Genomic DNA, 23938 nt, shown 5'->3' with positions numbered 1-23938 from the left:
GTGCCCTATTTCTCTTTGTTTGTTGAGTGAACAGGGAGCGCTCACTGGCAAAAGGATCGACTATATGACAGAGCAAGAATACTTTACCGTCCATCATAACCTCACCATCAACGTCGAAACGTTAAGTGAGGACTTTGCTTTGCCAGATGAAGAAACGTTTGTCTCCGAAATTCCAGCACCATTTATTGTCGCCAGTGAATTTAGTCACTTAGATATGTTGGCAGACAACGCGCGTCTAGAGCTGAAAAACAAAGAGTTAAAGCATGTGATCAACTTGCTTGATACGCAAAACGCGAAACTTAACCTCTTGTTGAGCTTTATGCTTTCACAACAAGATGACGCCTCCATTCGCTATCAAACGACGCAGTTTGGTGCTAGTCAACTCAGTTTCCGCTCAGATACAGCGTTAACTACTCAACAACTCGTTCGTGTTAAACTGTTCCTCGATCACCCTGCTGCGGCGATTTACTGTTACGCTCAAGTAGAAGAATGTGATGCTTCAGAGCAAGATTTCATTATCACGCTTAGATACAAGATGCTCCGAGAATCTGATCAAGATTTACTGATAAAGGCGGCACTGTATCAACAACAAAAACTTTTACGTCAGCGCTCGATGGAGCGAGATAAAAAATAATTCCTATGACAAAAGCAACGATTCTTTCCGTCACCAACCCTTCAGAGCGTGGCGACAAAAAACAGCTAGGTAATTTGCCGGGCGCAGCTCTACCTCTAGCCATTGCAGAGCTAGCCAAACAGCATTCGAGTCACTCGCTACTCGTTGTGCCTGACCCGCAAATCGCTTTAAAGCTTCAGGCAGAGATTGAGCAATTCACCGACCAAACGGTAAGCCTGTTCCCCGACTGGGAAACGCTGCCTTACGATAACTTTTCTCCGCATCAAGAAATCATCTCTGAACGTATCGCTCGCCTATACCAACTGCCAAGTCAACGTGATGGCATAACCATCGTCCCGGTCAGTACAGTATTGCAACGCCAATCGCCACGTGATTTTCTGTTGCAACACACTTTAATGGTGAAAACTGGTGATCGGCTCTCGCTAGAGAAGTTACGTGTACAACTTGAAAATTCTGGCTACCGCCATGTAGATCAAGTATTTGGACCAGGTGAATATGCAAGTCGTGGGTCTATTCTGGATCTCTTTCCTATGGGCAGCAATGACCCGTACCGCATCGACTTCTTTGATGATGAAATAGATACCATTCGCACGTTTGATCCAGAGAACCAACGCTCTATCGACGATATTCAGCAAATCCAATTGCTGCCTGCACATGAGTTCCCAACCACTAAAGAAGCGATTGAAGATTTCCGTACACGTTGGCGCACCCAGTTCGACGCACGCCGCGAGCCTGAATCAATCTACATGCAAGTGACCAAAGGCACGTGGCCCGCTGGTATTGAGTATTGGCAGCCGCTGTTTTTTGACCATACCGAGACTTTATTTGAATATTTTCCAGAAGACTCTCAAGTCATCACATATGGTGATATCGAATCTGCGGTCGATACTTTCTTAACCGATGTCGAATATCGATACGACCAGAAAAAAGTTGATCCGCTGCGTCCTCTTTTGACTCCTGAACAGCTTTGGTTGAAAAAAGACGAACTTTTCAGTCAACTAAAACAGCTCCCTATCGCTCAATTGAGCCTAGATAAAGTGGTTAAGCGTGCCGGTCGGCAAAACCTACCAGTACAATCGTTAGCCGAGCTTGGCGTTCAACAACAAAATAAAGAGCCGCTCTCGCGCCTTCGTCAGTTTAGTGAGCAATTCAGCGGCAAAATCGTTTTCTCGGTAGAGTCAGAAGGTCGTCGTGAAGCACTAACGGAGCTGTTGCAAGGCATCAAAGTTCGGCCAGTCGTACATGGCTCACTTTACCAAGCTCTAGACTCGGGTGATCGATTCAGCTTGATCTTAGGCGCAGCAGAGCATGGTTTCATTCACGAAGAGCTGAACTTCGCTCTGATCTGTGAAAGTGATCTACTCGGTGACCGTGTTATCCAGCGACGCCGCAAAGATAAAAAAGCCGTCAACAGTGACACCGTTATTCGCCATCTTGCGGAACTAAAACCCGGTCAACCTGTGGTTCATATTGATCACGGTATTGGCCGCTACATCGGTTTACAAACACTTGAAGCTGGTGGCATGAAAACGGAATACGTCACCCTTGAGTATCAAAACGATGCCAAGCTCTACGTGCCAGTTTCATCACTGAATCTTATCAGCCGTTATTCTGGCGGCGCTGAAGAGAGTGCGCCACTGCATAAATTAGGTGGTGAAGCGTGGGCAAAAGCACGTCGTAAAGCGGCAGAAAAAGTGCGTGATGTCGCGGCAGAATTGCTGGATGTGTATGCTAAACGAGAATTAAAACCTGGCTTCAAATTTGAGCTAGATCGTGGGCAATACGCAACATTTAAAGCAACATTCCCGTTTGAAGAAACAGATGACCAAGCGATGGCCATCAATGCCGTATTGTCAGACATGTGCCAGGCAAAAGCGATGGATCGCTTAGTGTGTGGTGACGTGGGCTTTGGTAAAACGGAAGTCGCTATGCGCGCAGCATTTATCGCAACGGATAACAGTAAACAGGTCGCTGTACTCGTACCAACAACCTTGCTTGCTCAGCAGCATTTCGAAAACTTCCGTGACCGTTTTGCCAACTTACCAATCCGAGTTGAAGTACTGTCTCGTTTTAAATCTGCCAAAGAACAAAAAGTCATTTTGCAAGACGTTGCCGATGGTAAAGTCGATATTGTCGTTGGTACGCATAAGCTGCTTTCGAGCGACATTAAATTCAAAGATTTAGGTTTGTTGATCGTTGATGAGGAACACCGCTTTGGGGTTCGTCAAAAAGAAAAAGTCAAAGCAATGCGTGCGGATGTGGACATTCTTACCCTCACCGCAACACCAATTCCACGCACACTGAATATGGCAATGAGTGGCATGCGAGACCTGTCGATCATCGCGACACCTCCTGCACGCCGTTTAGCCATTAAAACCTTTGTTCGACAAAAAGAAGAGCCAGTGGTCCGTGAAGCGGTACTGCGTGAAATTATGCGTGGTGGTCAGGTTTACTTCCTGCACAATCAAGTTGAAACCATTGAAAAAACGGCAGAAGACTTACAGAAACTCATCCCAGAGGCACGCATTACCGTGGCTCATGGTCAAATGCGCGAGCGCGAACTTGAGCGAATCATGAATGACTTCTACCATCAGCGCTTTAATGTGTTGGTGTGTACAACCATCATCGAAACCGGTATCGACGTACCAACGGCAAATACCATAATCATGGATCGTGCGGACAATCTTGGCTTGGCGCAGTTGCATCAATTGCGTGGCCGTGTTGGACGTTCACACCATCAGGCCTATGCTTACTTATTAACGCCACATCCAAAAGCCATGACCAAAGATGCCATCAAGCGTCTTGATGCGATTGCTTCACTGGAAGACTTAGGTGCTGGCTTTACGTTAGCAACCCACGATTTAGAAATCCGTGGTGCTGGTGAGCTGCTTGGTGATGAGCAAAGTGGGCAAATTCAATCCGTTGGTTTTACACTTTATATGGAAATGCTGGAACAAGCAGTGCAAGCATTAAAAGAAGGCAAGGAGCCATCTTTGGATGAGCTGCTTCGTGAGCAAACTGAAGTGGAAATGCGAATACCAGCGCTCTTACCAGATGATTACATTCCGGATGTAAACACACGACTGTCGATGTACAAACGCATTGCGAGTGTCACAAGCAGTGATGAACTATCAGAGCTAAAAGTGGAACTGATTGATCGCTTTGGTCTGCTTCCAGACGCAACAAAGAACTTACTTGCCGTCTCAGAATTGAAAATTTCGGCTGGTAGTTTAAAAGCGAAAAAGATAGAAGCCCATGATAAAGGTGGATTTATCGAGTTTTACCCTGATGCTGACATAAATCCAGCGTATTTAGTTAAACTGCTGCAATCACAGCCGCAAAAATTTGCAATGGAAGGTCCAACTAAGTTCAAGTTTAGCGTACCATTGGTGGACCGACGTAAACGCATTCAGTTTGTTCAAGACTTACTGAATGATTTTAAACAGAATTTATTACCAACGAGCTAATAGTCGAATGAGAATACTGATCCCGTTATTGCTTCTATGTGTCTCAATGCCCTCTTGGGCACAGCGCCAATTTGATATTGAAGTGATCATTTTCAAGCGAGCAGTCGACGCTGAAAGCACAACAGAATCTTGGCCGAATCAACTGCCAAAAATCGATATGGAAAATGTCGGTAGCCTAGAGAGTGAATCCTACCGCCGCTCTAAAGGCGTGACACTTTTGCCAAGTTCTTCTTTCCGTCTCAACGCGCAAGAAGCGGCACTAAATAATCATGCCGGCTTTAAAGTGCTTAAACACGTAGCCTGGCGTCAAGGTGACCGAGGTAAATCTAGCGCCCCAATTTTCCGCATCGTCGGCGGGCGAGATTTCTCTGATTCTTATCAAGCAGATGGCCGCCCAATCAATGGCAATCAAACATTTTCCAGCGACGGTTACAGTGAAGAGACGGTCAATGGTCCTTTATATGAACTAGATGGTCGATTCCAAATATACGTACAGCATTACCTCTTCGCCGAAACAACACTAGATCTGCGCGAACCAAGTGTTAGAGAGGTGCGTTTTGAACCAACCTCAACTGAGCAATTGGCGGATGACTTAGGTGAAGTAGATGGTAACGTCCAAGTAGGTAACTTGGCAGAAATATCGCCGACAGTAACCGAAGAGAAATTCCTGAAGAGTTATCGAATGGATCAAAAACGTCGTATGCGTAGCAGCGAGACTCATTACCTAGATAACCCGTTGATGGGTATGATCATTCAAGTTCGTCGGGTTCGATAAGCACGAGCGGTTCGACAAAGCGCAGCAAAGCTGCGCTTTGTTTTTATCTGCTATACCTCAGTTATTCCTAACCAACGCAGAGCAAGGAAAATAGCTGCGTTCAAGTATAAATAGACAGCTTTCAATTTACTTACACTCAACATGGAAGTCGTATTAGTTCATGAGTCCAGACTTTGAAATCATTGCGCCCCGCTTAGCGCTCAAGCTCATCCCTGCTGAAGAAGCACATTCACTACAACGATTACTTGCAGAATCCCCTTCGCTGCACCAATGGCTTGACTGGTGTGATAAAAACGTCACATTGAAAACCGCGCAGGACTTTCTGTTGGCAACCCGTCTTAACTGGGTCAAAACTGAGGCTTTTGGTTTCGGTATCTATGAGCGGCAAAGTAACACTTTGGTTGGAATGGCAGCGGTTAATGAGTTATATCATACGTTTAATATGGCGAGTATTGGTTACTGGGTTGCCGACCGCTATCAACGGCAAGGCTATGCCCAAGAAGCCGTTAAAGCCTTAGCAGAATTCTGCTTCGCAAAGCTAAGTTTAACTCGACTAGAGATTGTTTGTGACCCCGACAACGAAGCTAGCCAAGCCTTAATTGAGTCCGTCGGTGCACAAAAAGAAGCCATCGCCAGAAACCGGTTTATTTTTCATGGTAAGCCTAAAGATGGCGTTGTGTTCTCACTTTTACCGACAGATCTAACATAAACAAAAAGCCACCGACTTGCGGTGGCTTCTCCATTTTTTAAGATACAACACATCCACACAGAGTGGATTTAAAACCTTAGTGCAGCTTAAGGTTTGGACGCAGCACGCGATTAATGCGGCCGACGAGCATCATCAGACCGGTTTTGAATACACCGTGCAACGCCATTAGGTGCATGCGATACAATGAGATGTAAACGACACGAGCAATACGGCCTTCTACCATCATCGACCCTTTAGTTAGGTTCCCCATCAGACTACCAACGGTTGAGAAGCGACTTAGAGACACTAATGAACCGTGATCTTTATATACATAGTCTTTCAACTCGCGCCCGTTGATCTTCGCGACGATGTTACTAAATGCCTGACTTGCCATTTGGTGTGCAGCTTGAGCGCGTGGCGGCACGAACGAACCGTCAGACTGGGTGCATTGTGCTAAGTCACCAATAACAAAGATGTCATCATCTCGTGTTGTCTGTAGTGTGTTTTTCACTACAAGCTGATTGATACGGTTCGTTTCTAAGCCAGCGATATCTTTAATAAAGTCTGGAGCTTTGATACCTGCAGCCCAAACCATGATTTGAGCTGGGATTTTCTCACCATCTTTTGTAGTAAGGCCATCTTTTTCAGCTTTAGTCACCATAGTGGCGGTGCGCACGTTTACGCCCAACTTCACCAACTCTTGATGAGCAGCAGAAGAAATACGTGGAGGTAACGCTGGTAAAATACGCTCACCTGCTTCAATCAGATTGACGTTCAACTTGCTAGAATCAAGATCACCGAAGCCATAAGTGCGCAGCTCTTTAACAGCATTATGTAACTCAGCTGATAGTTCAACGCCAGTTGCACCAGCACCAACAATCGCAATATCGACCGTACCGTTACCGTTTTTCGCGTGCAGCTTTAGGAACTCGTTGTTCATTTCTGTACGGAAACGGTGTGCTTGCTCAGGGCTGTCTAGGAAAATACAGTTTTCACGAACGCCAGGCGTGTTGAAGTCGTTTGATGTCGAGCCAATCGCCATCACTAGAATGTCGTATTCTAGCTCACGGCTTGGCATAAGAAGTTCACCGTGTTCGTCTTTAAGCTCACTTAAGATGATCACTTTACGTTCACGGTCGATGTCTTGAAGGCTACCCATTTGGAAGTCGAAGCTGTGGTTTTTTGCATGAGCTCGATAGCTCAGTGCATCTACTCCTTCGTCCAAAGAACCTGTAGCAACCTCATGCAATAATGGCTTCCACAAGTGGCTCGCTTTTCGATCGACTAGCGTAATTTGCGCACGGTTTTTGCGACCTAGAGTTCGACCAAGCTTAGTTGCCAACTCAAGACCACCTGCACCGCCGCCTACAACGATAATGCGTGTCACAATGATTTTCCTCTACAAAAATGAATATATGGGGTTCAGCTCGATGCATGACTCACAAATATTTGTGGCATCCATCCAACCGATGAATTCTTGGTTCTTAGAGGTGTCTCAATTACTTGGATTAAAAAACTGCCACTCACCTTGATTCTTTATCTATCAATGACTTGTCAGGGTTTGGCATGTTTATCTGGTACGCGTACGACGCCAGAATTTTTTGGGCAAGTTTATTACTCGCTCTCAATTTTTTTTGATATTTATCAAATTATTTTAGTCCGGTTCATTATATAGAGACCAACTTTGAAGGCAACCAAAATCCGTGTAACGAGTACGGATTGACTACTTTTCGACTACTCTACAACAAGGTGTTCGTGCTACATAGGAGGGAAGTAAGAAAACGGTAAGGAGAACACAATATTCAAAGCGTTAAACCAAGAAAATGTGCCTTTCAAAGAGACAGTGGCTCGGCATACTCAAGAGAAGGAATCGCAGCAAAGCAGCCGATAAAAACGCCGCTTTACTGTCTACACTCAACATTAATAAGTATTTTTAAATGCCTTTATCGCTTGTAAATGATGAGAGATTTTTTTGAACTTATGAGACTGAGTTTCATCCCAAATGATTTGATAGTGTTTTTCTAGCTCAGCTGCCGTTTTCGAATTGTCATGCACTTCATCATCTTTAGAGAGAATCACTAAGCAGTGAGCTTGATTTTTCGCTCGGAACTGATCAACACATTTTGTTGCGATATCTTCGTACTCTTCTGGGCGATCGATTCGACCAGCCATCGTTTTTTCTGGATGCAAGTTCGGGTTGAACATCACTTGCTTGATACCGCATAGAAAACCAATTCGCTCAGACCAGTAACCACCTAAACCAACCCCACAGATTAACGGGTTTGGGTCATCAGATTGATCGATAACTTTAGACACTTCTTTTAACAAGTGTTGCATGTCGTGCTTTGGGTGAAGGGTGCTGTAATTGATAAAACGAACGTCGTCGTCGATAAATTGCAGTTGAAGAACTTTTTCGTGGTTACCCGGGCTTGTACTGTCAAAGCCGTGTAAGTAAATAATCATGTGTACCTCTCCCTGTGTGTATCTGGTACTTTTATTAAAACTACCACTATTTCCTTACTGTTAAAGGGGAAAATATCACGAGTTCTCAAAACAGTGATCTTCCATACACAATGAGCCTTTCAACTCATACGCACTGTTTAAGTATTGTTCATCTCCCCACAATTTATAGGCAAGTAGATACCAGAGCATCGCCATCACCAAGGTTCTTGGTTGCCAAGCGTGTACACCTCTCAGCCAAAGAGACACATCTTCGATACCTCGAATTTGGCAATACTGCTTTACCGCTTCTTCCACAGGCGCATTCGCGACCTGAATAGTTAAGGTCAAATCAAGCCTAGGGTCAGCAATCCCGGCATACTCCCAATCAATGACTTTCACCCCATTCTCTCCTCGCACTAGGTTATAACACCCCAGATCGAAGTGACATAGGGCAAGCGGAACAGGTGCAACGTTCGGTTCCGTGCGCCACTTCATGTACAAAGCCTCAAACTCCGTACCCACATACTGACCATCAAGCTCAAGCCAATAATGATCGATGCGAGAAATATATGAAAATGGAACCAAAGGAATTGCGCTTATCGGATATTGATGAATCTTCGCCGCAATGGATAATAAATTGCTTAGTGCTAAGCCTGACTCCGTCAGAGCCTCTCCTTCTATCCATTCCACCAGCAACCCTTGCTCATGAATAAAAACTGGCTTGGGGCCAATTTCCAATGAAGAGACTGCATTCAGCACTTGATATTCACTGTGACGAGAAATTGAAAAAGCCTTGCAGACATGACTGGTCGGTCGCCAGATGTATGCAAGGCCTTGAGAAGATTCCAACCGCCAACAACGGTTGGTGAGCCCCCCGGTAACAGTTTGTACTTTTACCGGAGGCTCCGTAAAGAAGCCATCGAGAGCGTTAAGACTCGGATCTAACTGTTTTGCTTGTTGCCAAGAAAACCATGCCATTGATGACTTCTCCACCCTGTTCGATTAAAGACCGAATAGGCTCTTAGATTGCGCTTTACGAATTTCAGTTTCATCCGCCCACTCAATCAAACCTGTTTCTAGGTCCATTAGGCGCATGGTCATCTTGTAGTATACATCTTTATCGCTACCTGCATTTTTCACAATGCTAGATAGGTTGCCGTAAAGCATGTATTGAGCACCAACCATTTTACCAAATTGGATCGCTGTGCTTTGGTTAACAAGCTCATCCGTGTTTTGGAAGTTAAGTTGTTCACGCACAGACTCAACACGATCCATATCAACAAAGCGGAACTTACCTGAGTTCAACATCTTAGTAGAGATCGTGTCGGTAATGGATTCAGTGTCAATATGTTCACTGGTTTTGTTCTTAATTCGCTCAACAAAAACGATAGGACGTTGGTCACGAGTAATTGCTGCTACAGAGCCCGACATCATCATGCTATCCACCATTTCAGCCGCGATTTTTTGTAAATCTGTTGAGCCAAAATCGATAGTCGTGGTTTCTGTTGCTTGCGCATCGCCGTAAGAGACTTTGTTAGAACAGCCACCTAAAATGACGGCAAGACCTAAAAGAGCAATAATACTTTTTTTCATGAGAGTTCCTTAGTTTTTCAATACCAGCGCATCGTTAGCGCGGCAGCTTCGGCAGAGCCGTTAAGATTAATCGTCTTGTGCTTCTCTAATTTGCACACGGAATTTTGTGCCATTTGGATTCACAGTAACTTCAGATAACGTGACTTGCTCAAATCCTCGCACAATCATTTTTCGCCACGGACCAGGTTTGGTATTCACTTCTAAACCATTGTTGTCATACCAATAAAATCGGTAAAGAATGTGCTGATCACCTTTGTAATTGCTACTCAGCTGCACGACTCCTCGTGGGCGATCATCAACGTAAGTGGTGGTGATGTTGTCAACTAATAAGCGACTACCTAAAACGTTATCATTAAAAAATACTTTTTGCGTTTGGCCATCAATTCGAATACCAGCCGTGTTTTCGGCGCATCCAACTAAACCAATAGCCATTGCTAAACAAACAAGCCATGCTTTCATTACAGTCTCCCTAGCTGTTTATGCCACACGGTTGAGTGTGCTCCCTGACGAGATACCCATACCAATGTAGTCTGCTGTGCAGGCACTTCAAACTGATAGGTTTGATCACCCAAGTTTAAACTTTGTGTTCCCGGTTTCACGATTTTTGAAGCCGTTTTCACTTGCGCTGGCAATGTTTGCCAACTTCTTGTATCTGGCTGTTCGGTCAATGTGTTCCATACATTGAAAAGTATGTTTCCCACATCATCGCCCTTTTTCGCCGCCTCTTTTCGGATTCGATCTTTTGCCCAAACACGAAGAGCTTGACGGATCACTATTGTAGTAAGACGTTCATTAAGATCGTTTTGCGCCATCGCATTAACATCAGTCAGCGTACTGGAAGGCAATACCTGACCATTTAAAACAACATCGCTAAAACGTTGAGCACCTCGGTTCTGATAATAAGGAAGCGCCAACGAATAAATCGCGCCATTATCGCGACTGTCGTAAATCGGTAAATCAATACGCCACCCTTTCATCGCCTCAACAACACCCTGCTCATCAATAACGATGACTCGCCCTTGTGACTGAGTTAATCCAGAAGGTGCTTTGCCATACCGCTTCTCTAGCATGCGCAAGTCTTCACGCATGCCTAACTTCTTAGCAGCGTATAAGGTGCTTTCTACAACTTGCTTGTTGTCTGGCATTACAGCGAGTGCTCGTCGGTAATCAACATAAGCACTGTTTAAGTCTCGCGACGCTTCATATAACAAGCCAGAAAGATAGAACAGATAACCATTTTGTACCGCGCTTAGTTTTTTACCAGCATCAGGGTAGTTCGCTAATACACTGCCTAAATTGGCAGACATGCCTTGCTTGTTAAGGTCTTTCTCTGCTGCTTTTAGCTCTTTTTCACGCGCATTTCTTGCCGCTTCCTGAACTTGATTAGCTCGACGCACTTCAACTAGTGCTCCTTCTAAATCGTTTTTCTGTAAGTAATTTAGTCCTAGATACAGGTGCAAAAAGCCAAGTTCGTAATCGGCGGGATGATAATCTTGGAGATTGTCGTTCACTGCGAGAGAGCCGACGCTCGTTGCCGTGTCTGACACAGATATCGTCGCTCGATCTTGTTGAACACGTACGGCACGATCGCTGCTTTCTAGCGCATTCAAACTTGTTGGGTAATCTTCAGCAAGAAAAGAGATGCGACCTTTTTCAAAATTGCCAAGTATCTCGCCACCCACTTCACTTGATTGAAGTTGTTTTGCTTTGGCATATTCCCCTGCAACAACGGCTTGATAAACTTCTTGATTCTGGTTGCTGTAATGACTAAACAGATTGCCCGCAGATAAATTCGCGCAGCCAGAGGCCATTAAAGCCCAGCTCATCAGCCCTAACAGCTTTACACCTAGTTTCACATTTATCTCCACAAATGTGTCATTCGACAGGAAAAAGAAGTGGGTGAATCGCCACCCACTTTTAAAAGCTTAGCTCAATACCATTGGACCTAGAGGGCGGCCGCCTAGTAGGTGCATGTGAATATGGTAAACCTCTTGGCCACCATGTGGATTACAATTAACGATCAGGCGATAGCCGTCTTCAGCAATACCTTCTTCTTTCGCCAACTTTCTAGCAACAGTGAACAAACGCCCCATCATTGCTTCATCTTCAGCTTCTACATCATTCGTTGTTGGGATCAGTTTATTCGGAATAATGAGAATATGGCTTGGTGTGCGAGGGTTAATGTCGCGAAACGCAGTCACCAAATCATCTTGATAAAGGATATCGGCAGGGATTTCCTTGCGAATAATTTTACTAAAGATCGTTTCTTCCGCCATGAGGACTCCATTTTATAAACGTAATTAGACCCCAATTAGTATGCGCCAACCAAAAGCGGAGCTCAATAAAAACAGTGTTCACTTAACATTATTAATCAAATGCTAATTAACGAAGCTTTTTTTGTCGTGTGCGTCATAAAATGCGCATCACAAACTGAATACAATCCAATGAATTTTGTTACTTTTTTAAGACAATTATTATTTTTATACCCAAGTAAATTCAAAAATACTTGGGTAGCTTGTCTATTTTTGGGAGAGGAAGCTCACTTATGCGAGGTTCAGTTATTAAAAGGATGTATGCCGGCTTTGCACTGATCATCATCCTATTTGCCGTCACAATTGCCATTATGATGGGAGGAATGAGTGATATTCACGGAAAATTTGGCACGGTTTCTAAATCATCCCTACCGTTGGTATCGTTATCTAATCAAACCAGTGTTGAGCTGCTTTCTGCCGACAAATCATTTAAAGACTTCCTGACGACAGAGAATAAACAACGCATGGATGAAATGCGTCAGGAATTTGCTAGATCTCAACAGCGCTTCGAATCCACATTGGCTCAACTGAAAACCGCAAGCCAAATCTACCCTTCTCTTGCCGAACCGTTTTCACAGTTAAAAACGTTAGAGCAGAGCTATTTTACAGAAGCTCTAGAGGCCATGGACAACTACGAAGCAATGTTTGCGGCTCAAGAAGAAGTGCAAAAATCCTCACGCCGCTTCCAAAAACTGAATACCGAACTTTCGGTTGGTCTTAAAGAATATGTGGCAGATCAAACCAGCATTTCTGTCAAAGTCATGGCAAAGAGCTACTTTATCAAGTTAAAAGATGCCGAAGTAATTACCTCTGATGCCCTCGCCAGTTCCAACCCTGAGTTTGTTACGCAAGCCGTAGCTAAAAACCGCAAAGCAGTAACGCACTTGAATTACGCATTCCGCGGGTTGGTGACTCAGCTTCCTGAGCTAGAAAAAGCTTTTGGCGAATCTGTAGAGCAATTTACTCGTGACGTTGGTATGCGTGGCGGTGTGCTAGACCAACATAATAATTACCTCAATGCTCGCGCCGCTTTGTATAACAATATCGCCAACCTAGCAAATAAAGTGGATTCAACCATGGCGATTCTTGAGCAATTCACGACAACCGCAACAGATAAGCTCAATGAATCATTGGCAGATGCTGGTGACATATATTCGGCAGGTGTAACGAAAGCCATCATCATTGGCGTTATTGTCGTTTTACTCGCGACAGCGATTGGCTACCACATCGCACAAAGCGTTCGCGAACCGTTGACTCGTATTCTAAAAGTGTTAGAAAGCCTGACTGAAGGAGATATGACACAGCGTATCGACATTCGCTATAACAACGAATTCAGCCGTGTGAGTGGACACATTAACTCACTCGCCGACAACCTTCACGAGATCTTGGTGAAACTCAACGAAGCGTCAGAAAACCTATCGTCAACCGCGACAACCAACGAACGCACCTCTTCGCAAGCACAAATTAAATTGAGCTCTCAACGCGAACAAACGGCAAACGTCGCTACCGCGATGACAGAAATGTCTCATTCAGTGCAGGAAGTCGCGCAAAGTGCGCAAGGCTCGCTAGAAATGGTGCAACGCGTCGAATCTGCCTCTGAAGAAGGCAGAAATGTTATGAGCAGTAACATCTCAACCATTAATCAACTAGAAACACGTTTGAACGAATCGGTCTCCGCAGTTTCTGAGCTACAAAAAATGAGTGGTCAAATTGGGTCTATCCTTGATGTGATCCGCAACATTGCGGAGCAAACCAACCTACTGGCATTGAACGCGGCAATTGAAGCGGCTCGCGCTGGTGAACAAGGTCGCGGCTTCGCGGTAGTGGCAGATGAAGTACGAGTACTCGCATCAAGAACGACTCAATCAACCACTGAAATTGAATCCATGATCAGTAATCTGCAATCTAGCTCGCAATCGGCGAACCAAGTCATACAAAGCTGTATGAGCGATATGGAGATGTCGGTTGAGCAAGCGTCAAAAGCGAACAGCTCAATGGAAGAGATCCAGGCGCTAATCATTGAGATCAGCCAAATGAGTACGCACATTTCACAAGCAGCAGCAGAGCAAAGTGAAACATCAACAGACATTGCTCGCAGTATTGAAGATATCAACAGCATCGCCGATGAAAGTTTCCAAGCCATGTCGAGTATCGCACAAACCAGTGAATCACTGACCCACTTGGCTCATCAGCAAAATGAATTGGTCCACCGCTTTAAGTTATAAATACTTTATAATTAAGAGTATTAATTAGTGCAATCAACTGTATAAGGGCGACTTTTTGTTAAGTCGCCCTTGTTTTTTGTCGGCCATGTCTACATATGATTAATAAGGCCAGCTCATCCCCTTGCACAACTCTTTTCGAGCGGCCTCATAAAAAGGAAAATCTATGGCTGTTCATGTTGGTATTATCGACCAAGACCCAGTGAGATTGGTCACTCCTCTATTAGATAATCGTACGCTAAGCACACATATCGTCTTCATCGGAGACAAGAGCCAGTTAGATATATTTGACCGACTGAGTGCCGTTTTAGATCAACGAGAAATTACTTCTGAATTTTTTGAAATTCCATCCGCTGTTAATACATCTCTGATCAAACAAGCAATTCAAAAACTGGCAAAAGATCTCCATGAACGCGGCGAAGATGTAAAATTGAACGCGAGCTGTGGTCTTCGTCATCGCTTGTTGTCGGTGTACGAAGTTTTCCGTACCTATCGCTGGCCAATTTTTGTGGTTGAGCCTAGTAGCGATAAGCTTTGTTGGTTATACCCTGATGGCAAAGAAGATACCCAAGTAGAAGATCACATTACGATTGCAGATTACCTCACTATCTTTGGTGCACGCGGCGAATTTCACCACGTTGATTTACCACCTCTTCTTGATAAAAAATTGTATGAACTTGGTGAACGATGGGCCTCAAATGCGCTTGAGCTTGGGCCAGGTCTAGCAACACTTAACTACCTTGCAACCACATGCCGCAAAGAACAAAAGCTTGATGTCGAGCTCTCCGAAAAACAGCAGGGCTACCGTGAGCTCAACATGTTGCTTTCAGATTTAGTAGAAGCAGAAATCGCCACCTATGAGAATGGCGTTTTAACGTTTGCAGATGAAGATGCTCGACGCTTTTCAAACGGTGAGTGGTTAGAAACTTTGGTTCACAGCACCGTGAAGCAAATCCAAGACACCATGCCGACGATCCAAGATCGATCGTTAAATGTTCAGGTTTATCGCAAACTTGGTGAAAGTGAAGTACGCAATGAGTTAGATGTCGCAACAGTTGTAAACAACAAGCTGCACATCATCGAGTGCAAAACCAAAGGCATGAGAGATGACGGCGACGATACTTTATATAAGTTAGAATCGCTTCGCGATTTATTAGGTGGCTTACAAGCGCGCGCAATGTTGGTGAGCTTCCGTCCTCTTCGTCACAATGACATTACTCGTGCTGAAGACTTAGGGCTAGCCCTGATTGGCCCTGATGAGCTTAAAGATTTAAGAACGCACTTAACGGCTTGGTTTAAAGACGCGGGCGGTTCAGACGAGATATAGTGCCATTAAGAAAAGCTAAAATTCACAACGATAAAAAGCAGCATTAATGCTGCTTTTTTTATACCTAAATTTTAGCTGTACGCATTTCTATAAGTAGAAAAAAACCAGAGGTTAGCCTCTGGTTTTTTCTGTTTGTTTAAATGCCAACTATAGCGGCTTAAAGCATTTTACGCGCTGCTTCTACAACCACTTTAATTGAACGCGCTTCCGTTTCTTTCAGAGTTGAATGATCTGGAATCTCTTTTTGTGTACGGTTGATGATAACACCAGCCACACAACCCGCTTTTAAACCAGAGCTCGCACACATTGTTAGCAGTGTTGCAGACTCCATCTCGAAGTTAAGTACGCCCATGTCTTGCCATTCTTGCATAGAGCCTTGGAAACGCTTAACAACACGACCAGAGAACGTATCGTAACGTTCTTGACCAGGGTAGAACGTGTCGCTTGATGCAGTCACACCCATGTGAACTGTAGCGCCAGACTCTTCTACCGCTGCTTTCATTGCGGTTGCTACTTCAAAGTCAGCAACTGCTGGGAATTCCATAGGAGCAAAGTGTAGGCTCGCACCGTCAAGACGAACTGACCCCGTCGTTACGATCATGTCACCCACGTTTACATGCGGTTGAATTGCACCCGTTGTACCAACACGTAGGAAAGTGCGAACACCAAGCTGTGCCAATTCCTCAACTGCGATAGAGGTAGAAGGACCACCAATACCTGTAGAACAAACCACAACAGGTTTACCGTCTAGCTCTGCACGGTATAGCGTGTATTCACGATGGCTTGCTAGAAATACTGGATTTTCCATTTGTTCTGCGATTTTTTGAACACGCGCTGGGTCACCAGGAATGATCGCTAGAGTCGCACCATTAAGATCAGCTTCAGTAACACCTAAATGGAATACAGCTTGAGACATAAGTCGCTCCTTATTGTGGCTTATTTTATGAACAATAAGCTCATTAATCAGTTATTGGGTACAGATGCACTGTAGCGAACCTTTCACCAACATAGAGTGATCACAATCACAATGACAAAATGTAATGAAAATGAAATTTCAAACAAAACTGGTATTGATCACACTTTAAGGGGCGTTAGATCATTTTGTTGCATAGCAATGCGTGATTTCAAGGACAAGAAAAACGTCTGATCGCATCAGGTTAATACGGTTAAAAAAAGCCCGATACACGAATGCCTCGGGCTATTAATGAGTGGGATCATTGGTTAGGTCAGTTATTTGATCTGTTTGGACTCAAAACGAAGTAATCTCAACGCATTCAATGTCACCAGTGCTGTTGCACCACTGTCAGCTAATACTGCAACCCACAACCCAGTAACCCCAAGTAAACTTGTCACTAAGAATACACCTTTCAAACCTAGCGCTAACGCGACATTCTGACGAATGTTACTTAGCGTCGCACGCGACAGTTCTATCATGGCAGGTAGCTCAATCAACCGGTTGTGTGTTAACGCCGCATCAGCAGTCTCGAGCGCAACATCCGTACCGCCTCCCATCGCAATACCAATGCTCGAAGCTTTCATGGCTGGAGCATCATTGATACCGTCTCCCACCATCGCAACGGTATGTTGTTGTGATAGTTTCTCGACGTAATGCACCTTGTCTGCAGGTAACAAACTCGCTTTATAATCCAAGCCTATTCTATTTGCCATTGCTTCTGCACTTCTCGGGTTGTCACCCGTTAGCATCACCGACGTGACCCCAAGTTCCTTCAACATTGCGATAGCTTGCTGGGCATCTGAGCGCAATGTATCTTGCCATGCGATCACGCCAATGACCTCGTCATCGAAACGCACAATGACAACCGTTTTACCTTGTTGTTCCAACGTAACCACTTGCTCTTTGGCTTCTTGAGAAAGTGGAAAGTCTGCCTTTGAAGGCGTGACCACTTGGACCATTTTTCCATCGACGTAACCTGTGACACCAGAGCCTACTTGCGCGGTTTTATCCAACGCTTCAGGAATAGTAAGCCCCTGCTCTTGCACTTTGGTAACTAAAGAAACCGCTAGAGGATGACTTGAACCAACCTCGATTGACGCAGTTAGGCTAAGTAACTTGTCTTCATCCATATCAAAAGCAAAGACGTCAGTCACTTCTGGTTTACCTTGCGTCAGTGTCCCAGTTTTATCAAATGCGACAGACTCAACCTTGCCAAGCAACTCAAGCGCCGCACCACCTTTGATCAATGCGCCCCGCTTAGCAGCTGCCGCCAAGCCAGAAGTGATCGCCGCAGGCGTTGAAATGACTAATGCACATGGACAAGCAATCAACAGCAGGGCGAGTCCTCGATAGATCCACGTTTCCCACGGTTGGGCAAATAGTAATGGCGGCGTAACGATAACCATCAGAGACACCAGCATCATTAGCGGCGTATACCAACGGCTAAATTTATCAAGAAAGCGTTCTAATGGTGCCTTACGAGATTCGGCTTCTTCAATCAAATGAAGAATTCGGTCTATCGCATTCTCGCCCTGACGGGAAGTCACCTGTAAGCGAACCACTTTATCGACAACCACAGCCCCGGCCATCACTTTGCCACCGGTTTGATGTTCAACGGGAACAGATTCTCCCGTTAACGCACTTTCGTCAAAACTCGCAAGCGCATCTTGCAAAACACCGTCGGCAGGCAAACGACCTCCGGGTGCGACTTCTATGATATCCCCTGGTTTAAGCTGAGCAGCTGGTACTTCTTTACGCTCTCCATCAATAATTAAAATTGAATTTTCTGGGACTAAGTCTATTAACGCCTGGACACCGCTTCGCGCGCGAGATGATGCATATGCTTCTAACTTTTCACCAATAAGGAAAAGCAATAACACCATTGCGGCTTCGGCGGTTTCACCTAAATATAAAGCGCCGAGCGCCGCTACACTCATTAACGTTTCAATCGCAAAAGGCGTACCGCTACGCGCCAACTTAAATGCTTTGAGCGCGATTGGGTATAAACCAAGTAAACACGTCAAAGTGAATAACCAAGCGCTTATTTGAGGGTCGATCTTAGAAATTACTGCCGCAGTAGCCATTGCACCAGCAATCGAGAGAATTTGGATGTTGTCTCTTATGACGCCAAGCCAGCCTTTCTTTGTAGTGCTTGGTTTTGGAGCATCAAGTGAAGAGAGCGGGAAACCCGTTTTTTGGGCTGTCTGCTCTATCGTAGCTATCAGCTCTAGACCATCAAAATCGACGACCAGTTTTTCTGTTGCAAACAAAACCTTGGCTTGGCTGACGCCTTGTAAAGACGTAATGGCTTTCTCAAGCTTTTGCGCACAAGATGGGCAATCCATACCTGACACAAGCCAAGCGTTCCGAACGGAGGAATTACTCTCCCTTGTGGGATCGTCTTCCTCGCCTGTGTCAACGCTGCAGCCTCCTCCACTACAGCAAGAGCTTTCAGAAACATCAACACTGGCCTGAGAGATATTGAGCGAAGATTTTACTGGCGCACAGCATGACTCGCTTGCACCAAGCGGCACCGCAGTTTTGATTTTGCTAGATTGGCAACCTTGATGTTTTGTACACATAATTTTTTCCTTATTGGTATCGGTGATTTACCTATTGCTAAGGATAAACCTTAGAGTAAGCTCCAAGGTCAAGACAAATTTGTACAGTTCGGCGATAGAAAATAAAAAAGACGCCGAAGCGTCTTTCCAAACCAGTTTAAAAGCAATATTCCGTAAAGTTTAAACAGAGAGGTTAAACGGGATGCTTAAAACACTCATTTAATGTCATTCCTATGGCACGCAGCACGTCTCTTCTTGTGATAACACCAACCAACTTACCTTTGCCATCCACCACTGGATACATTTTCGGCTTTCCAACTTTCATCATGTCAGCCAGTTCAATTACTGACATTTCTGGAGAAACAGATAAGACATCATCATGCATACACTCTTGTACCGTATGTGTATCTTGGCAGTGATAACTTGCTTTCACCAACTTATCTAATAAGTCTTGCTCCGATAAAAACCCAACCACTTTTTCATTTTCATCAATGACAGGGCCACCTAGTGTGACACTTTGCATTACTTTGTTTAAAGCTGCCGAAAGTGACATATCTTTCGTGAAAGTCACCGCTTGCAACGTCATGTAATCTTTTACTTTTAATGAATGCATTCTTATCTCCTTAAGGGCATTTTATTGCGGCCTTTAGATAAGTGTCGCCTAATTTCCTGATTTTACTAAATGGAAAGGAGTAATTTTATTTATAGGCACAGCCTATTGAACTAAAACAAAATTAACTCACCGAACAACATTCACTGTATTTCGTTAAACGCAAGATTCAGCCAGGCTGATTTTTCTAGGCAAAATACAACAAAGCCAGTCAAATAGACTGGCTTTGTTATTAAGTAATTGTTGCATTAGCTATGTTGGCGGCGCATGTTGTCTAAAATAATGCCAGTCGCCATCGCGACATTCAGTGATTCGGCACCGCCAAACGCCGGAATCGTGATCTTATCTGTCACGAATTTTGCTGCGGCTTCGCGCACACCATGAGATTCGCTGCCCATCAACAAAATACCTTCAGCAGCGAAATCCGTTTTATGAACGCTCTCTCCTTCCAAAAACGCGCCATATACTGGCAATTTGGCGTGTTCCAAGTAACTTGGCAAATCCACCAAACTCACTTGTACGCGGCCAAAGCTGCCCATGGTCGCACTGATCGTTTTAGGATTATAAGGATCAGCACAATCTGTACTCGCAATAATGTGCTTGATGCCATACCAGTCTGCAACACGAATAATCGTACCTAGATTACCAGGGTCGGATACACCATCTAGCGCAATCATCAAGCCTTTCGCTTGAGGCTCTTTTACACTCGGAATTTCAACCACAGCAATGGCCGCATTATTGCTCACAAGCGTGCTCGCTTTGGTCAATTCATCAAGCGATGCTTCAACACAATCAAAACGATTTAGCGTACCAGCATTTTGTTCGAGAAATGCCGCTGTTGCAAAAACCTGCTTCACCTTCAATGAACTACTTGCTAGCTCTAGTACGTTCTTTTCACCCTGAACTAGGAATAAGCCATGCGCTTTACGCTGTTTCTTTTGACCTAAAGCACGAAGCAGTTTTAATTGGTTTTTTGAAATCATTAAAGTATCCCAGGTGAAAATGGTTATTCGGCGAGTGTACCCTAAACAATCTTCACGAAAGTTCGGTATCGAGCGGATGAGATTATAAATTATACCTAAATAACCTCAAGAAGCTTGATCATCAGAAGACGTTGAACACCAAGCGTAGCCAAAATAAAAGAAGGCTCAAAAACGAAAAAAGCCCTGCGATAACGCAGGGCTTTCAAAGGGTGGGACCCCAGCCACATCCCGGCACACAAGTCACACGCTGCGGCTGCTTCCTTCCGGACCTGACCGAGTTCACGAGCTATTGTTGCGAGAGGACCAGAGCCCCATAATTCTTTTCGAGAGGTCTTGCCTCAATCGATGGGGCGATTATTCAGTATCAGCTCTCATAATGCAAGAGCAAAAACCTTGAATTTCATCATTTCATTACCGTTTGAACAAAACTCGATCAATTCATTCCTTTATGATGAAACCGTGTAGTCACGATAAGAGGAGTCGTGCCGTGAGGACTGCTTACTCATGTACATGTCTTCATCAGCCAAATGCATCGCTTGCTCTAAGCTCATGTGCCGTTCCCTTTTTGCAGAGAAACCAATAGAGATACTTATAGACTCCAAATCACTACATAATTTGCCTTTCACGTTGATTCTACTGAGCTCTCTCATTGCTCTAGTTAACTCGGCTTGCGTTGGATAACCCAGCAATATGAACTCATCCCCTCCAATTCGATAACATCTTCCCGACCAGACATAATGAATTTTTAGTGCCAGTAGTTGTAAAACTTCGTCCCCAGCGCGATGCCCATAAGTGTCATTGATTCGTTTGAAATGATTAATGTCTAAGTAAAGTATGGATAGATCTTTGTTTACTCCCTTTCGATACTTTACTTGCAACGCACGACGATTCCTTAACCCTGTTAAGTTGTCAGTGTTCGATTGACGGTAAAGATAAAGCGAAACACAAATAGCAAACAATAATACAAAGATAAACACAGCTTGTGTTTGCGTCGCTAATCGAATCTCATATTCAAGTGCGGTACGCCAATCTGGGCGTACATCGTACTGAGCAATGATCTTATCAACTTCTAACATCGCTATCGCTCGACTGAAGAAAGGCGCAAGCATGGCTCCTTTTTCATTCGCGACCAATCCAACAGAGAGTTGAGACTCATAAAACTCGCCAATAGCGGTATCCTGCTCTATCGGAACCAGTTCACTGAGACGTAAAAAATGATTGAGCATCGCCGTATCCATCGGAATGTAATCGACTTCTTCATTTAATAGCCCCTGAATGAGTTCTTGTTGGGTACGATAACGTTTGAGTTCTTTTAGCGGTAACAGTTGCGTCATCATTTGATCGAAAAAGTCATCCTTAACTACGCCAATCCGCTCAGATATCAACTGTGAAACATGAGAGTATGTGCTCGGTTTGTAACCTAAACGCTTGACCATCACCGATGCTGGCGCGTAATGGGACTTTGGAAAGTAGCTAAATGCGCGCCGCTCACGGCTGACCGTTAACGGCGCCAAAATTTCGAAATTACCTTGGATAAACTCATGGTACATAGAACCCCAGCTTTCACCAGGCTCACTAATGATCAAGCAGTTTAAAGCCAAGATCTCACAACTTCTCAGGACTACATCAGCCGTCATCCCTTCGACACTACCATCTGCGTTGTATACAACATATGGAAAGATAGATTCGAGCTTAATCCGTATTGGTTCATTAAAATCAAGGGGTAATAAACGAATAGAATCACGCAACGCTGCTCGCCTTAATTCAAATTGATACTGGGAAATTTCTTCGCGAAGCTGCTTTTGCACCGCTTCCCCGTGAATAAACGTAGCGAACGTGTCCAACTCCTCAAGATGATGATCTTTTTTACTGATGATGGATACGGGCTTTATCGAAATCTGATCATTGAGCATCTTGGCGTCAAACCCCTCCATCAGCATCGGCTTGAGCTGGTTAATGGCATCGACAACGCCGTCCACAGCACCTGAACGTAGCAGTGTTACTGCTTGTTCATGACCTTGATAAGAGATCTGTTCTAGCTCAGGGTAGTGTTGTTTAAGTAATTGGGCATAAACTGTATCTTTGGGGATGCCAACACGCGAAATGTCACTCAACGTCGAATCTTTTAAACCAAAGAGGTAGGTATATTCGATATTTGTTGGGCGGGAATAACTAAAACGTTGAGCACGTTCTTGTGTGTAAGTGATATTCGCAGCAAAGTCCGCTTCCCCATTCGCTACTGAATTTAGAATGGCATCAAAGCTGGAGTAGTTCACGTATTGAACGGTAAAGCCAAACTCCTTTGAAGCAGCATTGAAAAGAACACGAGTGACGACATCATCCGCTTCAGTCGCGACTTTATAATGAGCAATTAAAGGGGCTTCGGCTTTTACATTCAAACTCAAGAGGCAACATGCAAAAAGCAACAGTGTTCGAGCAAAAGTTGTCATGACAAACTTATCTTAAATCAACCACTTATATTGTGGTTATTATTATTGGAAGTGTAGTAAATATGAAATGAAGAACATATACTAATCTCCATTTTGTTCCACAACCAATTCGATACTCTGCCGCACATGTCACTTTTTACCTGACTAAAAATTCATAATTCAGCCTGTTCATCGCTACTACGTAAAATATAGTCAGTCATCCAAGCCGTCCCTAACAAACAGATCCAAACCACGAAAACAGGGTTTGGCACATCCGTGGTCGGGCTGACGACTAAAGCGGCAAAACCCACAGTCGGCAATGTCCAACATAATAATTTGCTCCAACGAATGGTATGTTGAAGCTTCGCAAGTGCTTCCATTGACGCTAACATTCCCGTCAAACTTAACGCCATAAGAACGGCGTACGGTAGGCCTGCAATCCACAATGGGAGCAACAAAAACAACGGCCACCAGCTGTGTTTATTGGATGGCGTCCAATGCGCAGCCGACCACCACATCGCCATAACCGCAATGGTTTGAACCACTGTAACCCAAGCAAAACCATCCAGCTTACCGCCTTGCTGTGTGACCATAAGACCAACTTGCAGTGTAAGTACAATAAGACCAGCGGTGAGCAACACACCTAAAGAGCTTCTACGAGAAAATACCACCATTAAAAGTGGGAAAAGGATCAAAACACCAACCGACAAAGCAATTGGCTGCATTGAGAGTGTCGCACCAAAAGCCATCATCGCGCCCAGTAATACTAGGCCAGCGAACCCACCTTGTGGCAGAACCCACAGCGCGGGGATCATAAGTGCAAGAACGGGAATGTCACCCTCGCTCAAACTCATCGCCCGAACGCAGACAACAGCGAGTAAGGTCGTAACGAAAAATTGAAGTGTCGATAAAATCATAGCGCCTCCTGGCTTCCCCACCT

General features: G+C 44.5%; 19 protein-coding genes and 1 other RNA gene. 6 read left to right on the top strand and 14 right to left on the bottom strand.

The features are described from left to right. Nucleotides 1-64: 64 nt before the first annotated feature. The 4 genes from R7P72_RS09180 to R7P72_RS09165 all read left to right on the top strand — a co-directional run bounded on the left by R7P72_RS09180 (nt 65) and on the right by R7P72_RS09165 (nt 5585). Nucleotides 65-634 (top strand): hypothetical protein, encoded by a 570-nt coding sequence (locus R7P72_RS09180; protein WP_025766933.1) that lies wholly within the window; start codon nt 65-67, stop codon nt 632-634. A gap of 5 nt (nt 635-639) precedes the next feature. Further along, nucleotides 640-4101: a transcription-repair coupling factor gene (mfd, locus tag R7P72_RS09175; protein WP_206958519.1), complete on the top strand. Its 3462-nt coding sequence runs from the start codon at nt 640-642 to the stop codon at nt 4099-4101. Nucleotides 4102-4108: 7 nt separating this feature from the next. Then, the gene (locus R7P72_RS09170) at nt 4109-4876 is read left to right on the top strand and encodes a peptidoglycan binding protein CsiV (protein ID WP_021707672.1); all 768 of its coding nucleotides are present in this window, start codon (nt 4109-4111) and stop codon (nt 4874-4876) included. Nucleotides 4877-5036: 160 nt separating this feature from the next. Further along, nucleotides 5037-5585, top strand: coding sequence for a GNAT family N-acetyltransferase (locus R7P72_RS09165; RefSeq protein ID WP_005378462.1), 549 nt, complete (start codon nt 5037-5039; stop codon nt 5583-5585). Between the two features lie 76 nt (nt 5586-5661). On the opposite strand, the gene R7P72_RS09160 is transcribed toward R7P72_RS09165, so the two are convergent. The 7 genes from R7P72_RS09160 to hinT form a co-directional block, all read right to left on the bottom strand. Next, complete coding sequence (locus R7P72_RS09160) at nt 5662-6951, bottom strand: NAD(P)/FAD-dependent oxidoreductase (protein ID WP_005378463.1); 1290 nt, start codon at nt 6949-6951, stop codon at nt 5662-5664. Between the two features lie 533 nt (nt 6952-7484). After that, complete coding sequence (gene ycfP, locus R7P72_RS09155; RefSeq protein ID WP_005378464.1) at nt 7485-8027, bottom strand: alpha/beta hydrolase YcfP; 543 nt, start codon at nt 8025-8027, stop codon at nt 7485-7487. A gap of 75 nt (nt 8028-8102) precedes the next feature. Next, entirely contained in the window at nt 8103-8984 is an 882-nt protein-coding gene (gene thiK, locus R7P72_RS09150) for a thiamine kinase (protein ID WP_005378465.1), read from the bottom strand. Nucleotides 8985-9008: 24 nt separating this feature from the next. Then, the gene (gene lpoB, locus R7P72_RS09145) at nt 9009-9599 is read right to left on the bottom strand and encodes a penicillin-binding protein activator LpoB (RefSeq protein WP_005378467.1); all 591 of its coding nucleotides are present in this window, start codon (nt 9597-9599) and stop codon (nt 9009-9011) included. Nucleotides 9600-9665: 66 nt separating this feature from the next. Next, nucleotides 9666-10058 carry a YcfL family protein gene (locus tag R7P72_RS09140; protein WP_005378469.1) on the bottom strand — a complete coding sequence of 131 codons (393 nt, stop codon included), beginning with the start codon at nt 10056-10058 and terminating at the stop codon, nt 9666-9668. Beyond that, nucleotides 10058-11455, bottom strand: coding sequence for a COG3014 family protein (locus R7P72_RS09135; protein ID WP_005378471.1), 1398 nt, complete (start codon nt 11453-11455; stop codon nt 10058-10060). The genes R7P72_RS09140 and R7P72_RS09135 overlap by 1 nt, the downstream gene beginning before the upstream one ends. Nucleotides 11456-11524: 69 nt before the next feature. After that, complete coding sequence (gene hinT / locus R7P72_RS09130) at nt 11525-11875, bottom strand: purine nucleoside phosphoramidase (protein ID WP_005378473.1); 351 nt, start codon at nt 11873-11875, stop codon at nt 11525-11527. A 269-nt stretch (nt 11876-12144) separates the two neighbouring features. On the opposite strand from hinT, the gene R7P72_RS09125 reads away from it, so the two are divergent. Both R7P72_RS09125 and R7P72_RS09120 read left to right on the top strand, forming a co-directional pair. Continuing rightward, nucleotides 12145-14136, top strand: coding sequence for a methyl-accepting chemotaxis protein (locus tag R7P72_RS09125; protein ID WP_005378474.1), 1992 nt, complete (start codon nt 12145-12147; stop codon nt 14134-14136). A gap of 163 nt (nt 14137-14299) precedes the next feature. Further along, nucleotides 14300-15460 carry a DUF1887 family protein gene (locus R7P72_RS09120; protein ID WP_005378476.1) on the top strand — a complete coding sequence of 387 codons (1161 nt, stop codon included), beginning with the start codon at nt 14300-14302 and terminating at the stop codon, nt 15458-15460. Nucleotides 15461-15617: 157 nt separating this feature from the next. Here R7P72_RS09120 and udp read toward each other — a convergent pair whose 3' ends face one another. The 7 genes from udp to R7P72_RS09085 all read right to left on the bottom strand — a co-directional run bounded on the left by udp (nt 15618) and on the right by R7P72_RS09085 (nt 23915). After that, entirely contained in the window at nt 15618-16376 is a 759-nt protein-coding gene (gene udp, locus R7P72_RS09115) for a uridine phosphorylase (protein ID WP_005378479.1), read from the bottom strand. Nucleotides 16377-16690: 314 nt separating this feature from the next. After that, complete coding sequence (locus R7P72_RS09110; RefSeq protein WP_005378481.1) at nt 16691-18997, bottom strand: zinc/cadmium/mercury/lead-transporting ATPase; 2307 nt, start codon at nt 18995-18997, stop codon at nt 16691-16693. 172 nt (nt 18998-19169) lie between these two features. After that, complete coding sequence (locus R7P72_RS09105) at nt 19170-19589, bottom strand: CBS domain-containing protein (RefSeq protein ID WP_005378483.1); 420 nt, start codon at nt 19587-19589, stop codon at nt 19170-19172. Nucleotides 19590-19834: 245 nt separating this feature from the next. Continuing rightward, nucleotides 19835-20569 carry an RNA methyltransferase gene (locus R7P72_RS09100; protein ID WP_005378485.1) on the bottom strand — a complete coding sequence of 245 codons (735 nt, stop codon included), beginning with the start codon at nt 20567-20569 and terminating at the stop codon, nt 19835-19837. Nucleotides 20570-20781: 212 nt separating this feature from the next. Beyond that, nucleotides 20782-20878, bottom strand: an RNA gene (ffs, locus tag R7P72_RS09095) — signal recognition particle sRNA small type. A gap of 137 nt (nt 20879-21015) precedes the next feature. Further along, nucleotides 21016-23019 carry a GGDEF domain-containing protein gene (locus R7P72_RS09090; protein WP_213895473.1) on the bottom strand — a complete coding sequence of 668 codons (2004 nt, stop codon included), beginning with the start codon at nt 23017-23019 and terminating at the stop codon, nt 21016-21018. A gap of 152 nt (nt 23020-23171) precedes the next feature. After that, nucleotides 23172-23915: a hypothetical protein gene (locus tag R7P72_RS09085; protein WP_005378568.1), complete on the bottom strand. Its 744-nt coding sequence runs from the start codon at nt 23913-23915 to the stop codon at nt 23172-23174. Between the last annotated feature and the right edge of the window lie 23 nt (nt 23916-23938).

It is taken from the genome of Vibrio sp. Vb0888 (assembly GCF_033338835.1).
In the GTDB taxonomy this organism is placed as follows: domain Bacteria; phylum Pseudomonadota; class Gammaproteobacteria; order Enterobacterales; family Vibrionaceae; genus Vibrio; species Vibrio alginolyticus.
This window is presented reverse-complemented; position numbering and strand designations above follow the sequence as displayed.

Coding starts and splice junctions, on each gene's coding strand:
- mfd (WP_206958519.1), top strand. CDS start 640: ATGACAAAAGCAACGATTCTTTCCGTCACCAACCCTTCAGAGCGTGGC.
- R7P72_RS09140 (WP_005378469.1), bottom strand. CDS start 10,058: ATGAAAGCATGGCTTGTTTGTTTAGCAATGGCTATTGGTTTAGTTGGA.
- R7P72_RS09165 (WP_005378462.1), top strand. CDS start 5,037: ATGAGTCCAGACTTTGAAATCATTGCGCCCCGCTTAGCGCTCAAGCTC.
- R7P72_RS09180 (WP_025766933.1), top strand. CDS start 65: ATGACAGAGCAAGAATACTTTACCGTCCATCATAACCTCACCATCAAC.
- lpoB (WP_005378467.1), bottom strand. CDS start 9,599: ATGAAAAAAAGTATTATTGCTCTTTTAGGTCTTGCCGTCATTTTAGGT.
- thiK (WP_005378465.1), bottom strand. CDS start 8,984: ATGGCATGGTTTTCTTGGCAACAAGCAAAACAGTTAGATCCGAGTCTT.
- R7P72_RS09110 (WP_005378481.1), bottom strand. CDS start 18,997: ATGTGTACAAAACATCAAGGTTGCCAATCTAGCAAAATCAAAACTGCG.
- R7P72_RS09120 (WP_005378476.1), top strand. CDS start 14,300: ATGGCTGTTCATGTTGGTATTATCGACCAAGACCCAGTGAGATTGGTC.
- R7P72_RS09100 (WP_005378485.1), bottom strand. CDS start 20,569: ATGATTTCAAAAAACCAATTAAAACTGCTTCGTGCTTTAGGTCAAAAG.
- R7P72_RS09090 (WP_213895473.1), bottom strand. CDS start 23,019: ATGACAACTTTTGCTCGAACACTGTTGCTTTTTGCATGTTGCCTCTTG.
- R7P72_RS09170 (WP_021707672.1), top strand. CDS start 4,109: ATGAGAATACTGATCCCGTTATTGCTTCTATGTGTCTCAATGCCCTCT.
- R7P72_RS09085 (WP_005378568.1), bottom strand. CDS start 23,915: ATGATTTTATCGACACTTCAATTTTTCGTTACGACCTTACTCGCTGTT.
- hinT (WP_005378473.1), bottom strand. CDS start 11,875: ATGGCGGAAGAAACGATCTTTAGTAAAATTATTCGCAAGGAAATCCCT.
- R7P72_RS09105 (WP_005378483.1), bottom strand. CDS start 19,589: ATGCATTCATTAAAAGTAAAAGATTACATGACGTTGCAAGCGGTGACT.
- udp (WP_005378479.1), bottom strand. CDS start 16,376: ATGTCTCAAGCTGTATTCCATTTAGGTGTTACTGAAGCTGATCTTAAT.
- ycfP (WP_005378464.1), bottom strand. CDS start 8,027: ATGATTATTTACTTACACGGCTTTGACAGTACAAGCCCGGGTAACCAC.
- R7P72_RS09125 (WP_005378474.1), top strand. CDS start 12,145: ATGCGAGGTTCAGTTATTAAAAGGATGTATGCCGGCTTTGCACTGATC.